General features: G+C 59.8%; 1 protein-coding gene and 1 pseudogene. Both read right to left on the bottom strand.

Annotation, left to right across the window (positions count from 1 at the left end; all coding sequences use genetic code 11):
- Positions 1 to 88: 88 nt before the first annotated feature.
- Positions 89 to 1534: pseudogene (tnpC, locus tag NKJ94_RS37250) on the bottom strand (IS66 family transposase); the annotation flags it as partial.
- Between the two features lie 62 nt (positions 1535 to 1596).
- A complete protein-coding gene (tnpB, locus tag NKJ94_RS37255) occupies positions 1597 to 1944 on the bottom strand; it encodes an IS66 family insertion sequence element accessory protein TnpB (protein WP_352532747.1) in 348 nt (115 codons plus the stop codon).
- Positions 1945 to 2025: the final 81 nt, after the last annotated feature.

Genomic DNA, 2025 nt, shown 5'->3' on the forward strand with positions numbered 1-2025 from the left:
CGATCACAGCATGGCAAGCGTCCGGCGTCTGATGATCCGCGCCAAAATGTCCTTAGTCTATAAGGCGATCGACAGATGAGCAGTATAACGCACCGCCGTCGGCGCCAGCAAATAGCCAGTTTTTTCTTCCGATTCCAATCGGGCGCAGGGCTCGCTCGGCGGCATTGTTGTCCATGGCGACGCGGCCGTCTTCGAGGAACAGGCAGAATGATGGCCAGCGGCTCAGGCCATAACGGAAGGCTTTTGCCAAATCGCTCTTGCCCGGAATGCGGGTCAGTTGCGTTTCGATCCAGACACGGAATGCTCCGATCTTTGGTTTGCTATGCTTCTGACGTGCGGCAAGGCGGGCATCGGCAGGCTGACCCGCAATGCCGTGCTCGATGTCATAAAGCGCACCGATACGGTCGAGAGCCTCGCGTGCGATCTCGGATTTGTTCGAGGTCCAGATATCATGGAAGTCGCGTCGCCAATGCGCCCAGCATGCCGCTTCTCGGAAGCGGGATGTTCCATCGGCTCCAGGCTCATAAAGCTTGCCATAGCCTTTGTAGCCGTCAGCTTGGAGAATGCCGCTTGTCTGCCTGAGGTGGCGGAGGACGTGGTCTTCCTTCCAGTCCGGAGCAAAGTAGTAGACCGCGCCAGGCGGAGCGCCGCCCGCCCACGGGCGTTGATCGCGGACATATGTCCAGATCCTGCCTTTCTTTACGCCTTTCCCCAGCCCTTTGTCCTGCATGGAGCGATCCAGCACCCGGATCGGGGTATCGTCAGCATGGAGAAGGTCGCTGGCCATGATCACGGTTCCGATCCGCTCGATCAGGGGCTGAAGCACCTGCATTGCGCGACCGCACCAATCGACCAGCGTACTGTCGGGGATGTCGGCACCCATGCGGGCGAAGATTTCGTTCAGGCGATACAATGGCAGGTGATCGTCGAACTTCGAGACCAGGATGTAAGCCAGAAGGCCGGCGCCAGCCATGCTGCCTGGTATCGGGCGGCTGGGCGCGGGCAACTGCACCATCTTTTCGCAGCAGCGACAGGATTTCTTGAACCGGGCGATCTCGATGACCTTCATCTGGGCGGCGATCAGGTCGAGGATTTCGCTTGTGTCTTCGCCCCCAAGACGCAGTTCACCGCCACAGGCGGGGCAGCAGGCGCCGGGATCGAGCTCCCTGCGCTCGCGAACTGCCTTGTGCGATACGCGCGGACGACGGCGCGTGATCCTTTCGGGCGCGTTCGTCATGGGCGCGACAGACGCTGCCTCGTCGGCCTCATTGATTGGCCCGGCATTGCTCTCCGCCGCGGCGATCAAAAGATCCTCCAGGGCCAGTTCCAGCTGCTGGATTTCCCGCTCGATCTTTTCCGAAGACTTGCCGAAGACCTGTTTCTTCAGCCGGGCAATGCGCAGCCGCAAGGCCTGGATCAACTGGTCATGCGCCTGCAACGTCGCCGACATCTTCGCATTTTCCGCCTGCAAGGCGGCGATCATCGCCTTCAGAAAGGCAGGATCGTCTGGAAGATTTTCGGCGACATTCGACATGCACCTGACTACCATAAGTCAGGGCGAGTAGCCATAAAAACCATTAGATTCAGAGAGATAAATCATCCGACACGCGCCGGCGGCGCACCCCAGTTGGGGCGTCGCCAGTCAATTCCTTCCCATAACATCGCCATTTGCGCTGACGTCAGCCTGGCCGTCCCGTCGGCCGCCGACGGCCACGGAAAGCGACCCTTCTGCAAGACCTTGTAATAAAGACAGAACCCCTGGCCATCAAAATAAAGAAGCTTCAAACGGTCGCCACGCCTTCCCCGAAAGGCGAAGACCGCGCCTCCCGTCGGCTTCTGGCGCAACACATCCTGCGTCAGTGCAGCCAAACCCTCGATCCCTTTGCGCATGTCCGTGAACCCACAGGCAAGGTACACCCGAGCCCCAGTTCCCGGTCCGATCATGCTGCCTCAACCGCATGGATAAGCCGGGTCAGAGTGGCAAGATCGATCTCTCTGTCAAAGCGCAGGTTCCGCCCACAGCAT

Origin of the sequence: Mesorhizobium sp. M0060 (genome assembly GCF_040323155.1) — a bacterium.
In the GTDB taxonomy this organism is placed as follows: Bacteria; Pseudomonadota; Alphaproteobacteria; order Rhizobiales; family Rhizobiaceae; genus Mesorhizobium.